Source organism: Lactovum odontotermitis (assembly GCF_054658595.1).
The window spans coordinates 1-7459 of record NZ_BAAGGQ010000035.1 but is presented as its reverse complement, the minus strand read 5'-3'; the positions used below and the strand labels follow the sequence as shown (position 1 = coordinate 7459).

Genomic DNA, 7459 nt, shown 5'->3' with positions numbered 1-7459 from the left:
TTCTAACTCTAATATAATTATTGACAAAGTTTAATTTTAATCTATAATGAATGTGAACATGTTTATTATTACATTTGCACAAATTTTTAACTGTAAAAAATACTAATAGGCATCTAGTTTGGAAAGGAGATATTAATGAGTAAACTAGAAAAAGAACGTCACTTACACGAAACGCGAGGGCAGCATTTGCAGCGCAAGAACACAAACTTCCGAACCTGGAAAGCAGGGAAAGCTTGGTTGTATTCGTCCTCTGTCATTGCAGCTTTGGCTGGAGGAGCAGTTATTGCACCGAGCTTCACGGCTTCTGCTGATACCGTCCTGCCGACCTCTGATGCGATAGTTCAGCAGACTTCAGATACTGCTGCGAGTAGCTCTCTAGCTGCTTCCACCGCCGTTTCGGTTGCTTCCATTGCGGCCGTACAGGAGGCTTCGTCTATTGCGGCAGCAGAGGCTGCTTCCATCGCCGCTTCTACCGCGGCTTCAATTGCAGCTGTTTCAGCTGCAGCTTCACAGGCTTTGGCTCAAACAGCTTCATCTGCCTATGCCGAAGTTACGACACCATTCTCAAACACTTCGACTGCGCCGTCTGATACAGCGCCTGTCGAGTCAAGTACCGCTGAGTCAGCTCCAGTTGCTGAACCAAGCGCTGTTGAAACCGCTGCCGTCGAGCAAACCACGCCGACTGCAGATAGCTATGCAGGACTTTCAGTTCCGCTTGCGCCTGCTCAAAAACTAGACACAGTCACTGCTGATTCAGACAACCTGAAATCTGCCGCCGCTTCTGTTGATGGCTCTTCATCAGACATAACTTCTGCCGGGCAGAATAAGAGTGCAGCTGTACAGTCGTTAGCAATTAAAACTGATGCTTTTTCTGCTGCTACAGTTGTGGGTGAAACAAGCCTTGCCGTGGCTGCTAAATCTGACAATACATCTGCTGTATTAAGTTCAGGTGCGGAAGTTTCATCGCCTACATCAGTAAAAGTTCCTGTACCGGATGCTGTCACGAGTCTGGAAGCGCATAAGTCATCTTATGCCGCAGCCGGTCAGATGGCAGAAGTTTCTGACTATGCGGGATTAAAATCTGCATACAGCAATCCGAATATTCATTTCATTGATGTCACAGCTCCTATTGCTGCCCCATCAACGGTGGGTGTACGTGATTTAGGTGTTCACACAACAGATTTAACAATTGCAGGTAACGGTAATACCATCAATCTTGGAGCGACTGCCTTTAATCTCGGCGATGCGAGCACAACACGAGGAACAACTTTCACTCTGACAGATGCCGATTTGATTTCTTGGCAATCAGGTGAACCTTCAGGTGATTCCGGTGCCGGCGCTAATGACGGAGTGATTGACACTCAAAACTCAGCAGGCGGTTACGGTTACTGGAACATTAATGTCAACAACGTCACGCTGAAAGGAGACCCGGCCAACACAACAGATGCAGCTCGTCAACCTCGCCGTCTCGTTGACTCCGAAGATTCGAAAATTACACTTTCCGGAACAGTGACAGCTGCGATTAAGTTGGAACTTTGCCAGACTGGTGACACATATATCGCAGATGGTGCGAATGTGACAATGAACCGCGTAGTAGGATCGCAAGGTTTCTCCATGTTCTATTACATGGGTATAAAAGGAGACAGTGCTGATGACACTGGCGCACCGCACAATTTTACCGTAGGTGATGGCGCAACGATTAATGCGACTGAATTGAGTACTGTTGCGAGTGCTTATCCGCTTGTTTATTATAACTGGAATAATATTCTGGTCGGTGACAATGTCACTTGGAATCAGACCAATCTGCAGATGCTGTTTGATAACGGGGGCGGGCGTCATGACGGAGATACCGTAAATTACCATGCCGCAAATAATACAATTACTTTTGGTGAGAATGCGACAATTACTGCTAAAGGCACTAATGGTACTCGATCGATTAACCTTGCGAACAATGCTGTTGTGACTTTTAATGCAGCGACAACTTTGGAAATCATTCAAGATAATGGTTCCGGCACTATGGCCAATCTTGATGGTAATTCAACGATGACCTTTATTTCGCCGAAATCTCTCCATTTGGCTGTGACAAATTCGGCAGGCGCCCCGGTAGCTGGTAATTTGTTCCAAGGAAACGGTACTTTGGAGATTCAAAACTCAAGTATGCAGACTTGGAATGCCACAAATGCCTCTCCGTCAGCTGCTCAGTTTGATTCGGATTTCCAGACCCTGACTTACGCGAATGGTGTATGGACAACTCAGGCTGTCTCTGCAGGATCAGGCGAACAGACAATCACGACTCAGATGGCTGGCACGCGAGAAATACAGACTAATTCGGTTGATAATGGGACGATTACCATCCAATATGTTGATGCCCAAGGTAATGTTGTCTCGAGTTCTAATTTGCCTCTTCCGAAAGGCAGTTATTTCATCGGCCAATCTCTCAATTTCATGACGCCTCAGTTTGCAGTCGATGAAATGCCTGCAGGCTATATTTGGGCGACCGGTAAAGAAATCCCAGCTTCAGCTTTAACTGACCAACAGTCCGGCGGTAACCCGTTGTCTACGAACGATAATGGCGATGCCGCAACAGGCCAGGCACAGTTTGGATATGTCCCTATTGTAGGCGCGGATTTCGTCTATAAGATTTATGTGATGGGTGCGCCGAATGACTCAATAACATACACTTATGTTGATGCTGCAACGAACACTTCTCTGGCCGTAACAGGAAATACAACGGCGACAAGCGAAGGCATGGGCTCTTATTCAAGCCTTTCAACTGCCAATGTCGACAATTCGATTAACTATACCAACAGTTACTACACATCGACGAATCTTCCATCAGGCTATATTTATATCACCTCAGATATGAATTCCCAATACGGCGGCAGCAATGCTGCAAACAGCGCAGTAACCGTCGGGACAGATCCGTCTAATACAATCATCTATGTTCTGAACGCGAATCAGGCGAACTCACTGGCTGTTTCAAACAGCACGGCCGCAACCGCTGTTAACATCACGGCCGGCAGCTCAGTAGGCCTCTTGTCCGGTGCCTCCTCTGCGGCTTCCTCTATCGCAGTCAGCGGTTCTGACAGCTTTCTGAATTCACTGACGGCGGCTGATTTGCAGTCTCTGTTTGCATCAGGTTCACTGGCCATCTCAGTTGACGGCTCAGCCGTTGCGGCAGGTTCAGATGTGCCTGCCTATACGGCAGCCACCGCTTCTGTTCCAGCAGGCAGTGCGCCTGTGACTCATGAAGTCGTCTATACTCTGACAGATTCGAACAACGCTTCTGTAGCCACTGCGACCGCCTATATCACAGTCAATCCGCTGGCTAAGTCTACATTGACCGCGACAGCGACTCCAAGCAAGGCGAATTCAACCTTCACAGCCGGCAGCTCGGTTAACCTGGTAGGTGCGCCTTCCTCAGGCCAGTCACTGGGTGTCAGTCTTGCCGGAACAAACGCCTACGGCTCGGCCGTTACATATGCTTCATCCGCTGCCAATATTGAAATAGTTTCAGTTATTGACAACAGCACAGAGCTGACAGCCAGCGGCTGGACAACTGGTTCGACCACCCTGACAAGCTTGCCTTCTGATTCGAGTACGACTTACACTGTCACATACAAATATACTGATCCAGCGACCAATGAAGAAGTCACAGCCACCGTTCTCCTGACTGAAAATGCATTGGCTGAGCCTACCATTTCGGTGTCTAACTCAACCGCTTCAACAGCCGCAACCGTGACAGCCGGTCAGACGATTCAATTGTCTGCGGCCCCAGCTAATCTGGCAGCGACCGATGCTTACGGTTCTGCCGTTGACTTCAGCACAACTTCAGCGGCTTCCATTACCTATGTCCGTACGACAACTGATTCTGAAGGCAATGCAGTGACGACTTCCGGCTCTGTACCAACGACTGGCTCAAGTGCTTATACTTTAGCGACTCAGCCGACCGATGCAGAGACAGCTAATTATGTCTTCACTTATACTTATACCGATCCAGCTTCAGGGAAAGTCGTCACGACAAACGGCTACTTCACTGAAAATCCTTTACCAGCTCCAACTCTCCAGGCGCCAACCGTTCCGACAGTGACCGCTGGTGATTCTGTGAATCTGATTTCCGCTTTAGGTTTGAATGGTAAAGATTCCTCAGGCAAGTCGCTTGACTACTCCGCAACAGGAACAGCTCTGGCGAATACAACCATCGTTGTAGAAGACGCATTGGGCAATACTGTCAGCACAACCAATAACACTCTGACGACAAAAGTCACAGATGCAGACAGTACTTACACCGTGACCTATACTTACACGGATCCCGTCAGCAAAGTGGCAGTTACAACAACGGGCTCTGTAAAAGTTGCGGCTCTGGCTTCGCCAACTCTGACAGTCAATTCTCGTCAGTCTGTGAGTGCCGGCACAAAAGTTGAGCTGATTGCGAACCCATCTAATCTGGTTGCGACAGACTCAAAGGGCAATACGATTAGTTCTGCTGATTTGTCAACGATTCAGCGCTCAAATGTAGCCATTACCATCACAGGCGGTTCATTGGAGGAAGCACTAACAGTAACAGGAGCAGAAACAACCTTCCAGATTCCTTCAGAGGATGATAGTGGAACTTACACTGTTAAGTACGTCTATACTGATTCTGTCACAGGTGTCCAGACGACAGCTATACAACAACTAGAAGTAACTGCTCTGGATTCACCAACGTTGGCCGTAACGTCTAATCAGACAATTAAAGCTGGTCAGACAGTTGATTTAATTTCAGGTCTTTCAAATCTGACGGGTACAGATTCTAAAGGTGATTTAAACTTCTCAGATTCCAACGTCTTGAAGAATTTGACGATTACTGTTAATGGTGAAGCTTTCACTGGTACCCAATTAATCACTAATGTTACAGACAAGGATCAAACCTACACAGTGACTTACACTTATGTGGATCCTGTAACGGGTGATTCAACCGGCACTCAGCAAACTATCACTGAGAAAGCCTTGCCGGCTCCTACTTTAACAGTTAACTCCGGTCAAACGGTGTCAGCAGGAACAACAGTTCAGCTCGTTCAAACACCTTCAAATCTGACTGGTAAAGACTCAACAGGTGCGGCGATTAATTTCTCTGACCCTAATCAGTTGAAGAATTTGACTGTCGTAGTTGACGGAACTGCTCTGTCTTCAGGTACAACCACTTGGACGCCTGCTAAGAACTCTCCTTCCGGAAGTCATACAGTTACTTATACATACACTGACCCAACGACTGGCTTGACGAACACGGTTGCACAACAGACCATCACGGTTAAAGCTTTGGCTGCTCCAACTTTGAGTGTCACTTCTCAAAATACAGCCCAGGCCGGCAGCAACTTTGATTTGATTGACGGCTTGTCTGACTTGGCAGGTGTAAATTCAGAGCTTGCGAATATCGATTTCAACAATCCAGCAGAGCTTGCACGCTTGACGATTACGCTTGACGGTGTGTCTATGAACGGCAGCACTACTTGGGCAATTCCAGGCAACAGCGATGTTGTAGGTGATCATACCGTACGTTATACTTATACTGATCCAACTACCGGTTTGACGAACTCGACTTCTCAAGTCATTACCATCACACCAATGGACGTTGTCACAGTCCTCGGCTCGTCTAACCTGGTCGGCTCACCATATGACACGGCAAATCAGGCGGTTACAAACGTCGTTGTAGTAGGCGGCGGCCAAGGCGCAGCCAACACTTCAGGCACAATGACCGGTCAGCTCTATGCTGACGGCGTTGCGATTGATGGTGCAGTTGCTACAGCAGACTTCGTTTACGATTCGAACGGTAATGCAATTGCTTCATTGAATTACTCAGGCATTGATTTAAGCAAATATGCCGGTCAAACATTGACAAGTATCGCAACTGTCGGTACAGAGTCTGTTGCTTCAAATGACCTTCCGATTAATGTCATGCCTAAAGATGGCGCGACCGGCGCGACCGGTGCCACAGGCGACACAGGCGCGACTGGTGCTGACGGTCAAGATGGTGCGACCGGCGCGACAGGTGCCACGGGTGCCACAGGTTCAACAGGCGCGACCGGTGCCACGGGTAACACAGGTGCAGTTGGCCCAACTCCAATCATCGGAGCAAACGGAACATGGCAGACATATGTCTGGAATAACGCAACTGGACAATATGACTTGATTGACACAGGCATTCCTGCCACAGGTGCGACAGGTGCCACAGGCGCAACAGGCTCCTCCGGCCAGAACGGCCTTGACGGAAAATCTCCATACGTTGATAAAACCACAGGCAACTGGGTTGTCTGGAATGACCAGCTCGAGCGCTGGGAAGATACAGGTGTCCCTGCGACCGGTGCCACTGGAGCGACCGGCGCAACAGGTGCCACTGGAGCGACAGGCTCAACCGGCGCAACAGGCAGCACGGGCGCGACCGGAGCAACAGGCTCACAAGGTATCCAAGGTAACACCGGCGCGACCGGAGCAACAGGTTCAACCGGTGCCACGGGCGCAACAGGCGCCACTGGTGCCACAGGTACAACCCCACAAGTTGGCTCAAACGGCAACTGGTTTATCGGTGACGTAGACACAGGTATTCCTGCGACCGGCGCCACTGGTGCCACGGGTGCAACAGGAGCTACTGGCCAAGCCGGCCAAGATGGCGATACACCATACATCGGCCCTAGCGGCAACTGGGTCATTAATGGTGTAGACACCGGCATTCGTGCACAAGGAACAACCGGTGCTACAGGCGCGACAGGTGCTACTGGAGCCACAGGCGCGACTGGCGCGACAGGCCCTCAAGGAATGCAAGGTAATACTGGTGCGACAGGAGCAACAGGATCAACCGGCGCGACTGGTTCAACAGGAGCCACAGGCGCGACAGGCCCTCAAGGCATACAGGGTAACACCGGAGCCACGGGCGCCACAGGCGCAACGGGAGCGACTGGTTCAACCGGAGCCACAGGAGCGACCGGCGCAACGGGCTCAACCGGAGCTCAAGGTATTCAAGGCGCGACCGGCGCAACAGGAGCCACAGGTTCGACCGGCGCCACAGGCGCGACAGGAGCCAACGGTAAAGATGGTACAACACCGCAGGTAGGCGACAATGGCAACTGGTGGATAGGCACGACAGACACAGGTATTCCTGCCACAGGCGCCACAGGTGCTACAGGCGCGACGGGAGCAACAGGCCAAGCCGGCAAAGACGGTGAAACACCATACATCGGCCCTAACGGCAACTGGTTCGTCAACGGTGTTGACACAGGTTTACGCGCTCAAGGCGCAACGGGTGCAACAGGAGCCACGGGCGCTACCGGCGCAACGGGAGCGACAGGTTCAACCGGCGCCACAGGAGCGACCGGCGCAACGGGCTCAACCGGAGCTCAAGGTATTCAAGGCGCGACCGGCGCAACAGGAGCCACAGGTTCGACCGGCGCCACAGGCGCGACAGGAGCCAACGGTAAAGATGGTA

General features: G+C 50.5%; 1 protein-coding gene. It reads left to right on the top strand.

Annotated elements, in window-relative coordinates:
* Positions 1-135 precede the first annotated feature (135 nt).
* The coding region (locus ACYQ2E_RS11030) for a pectate lyase-like adhesive domain-containing protein (RefSeq protein ID WP_460018115.1) at positions 136-7459 on the top strand (7324 nt) is incomplete at its 3' end.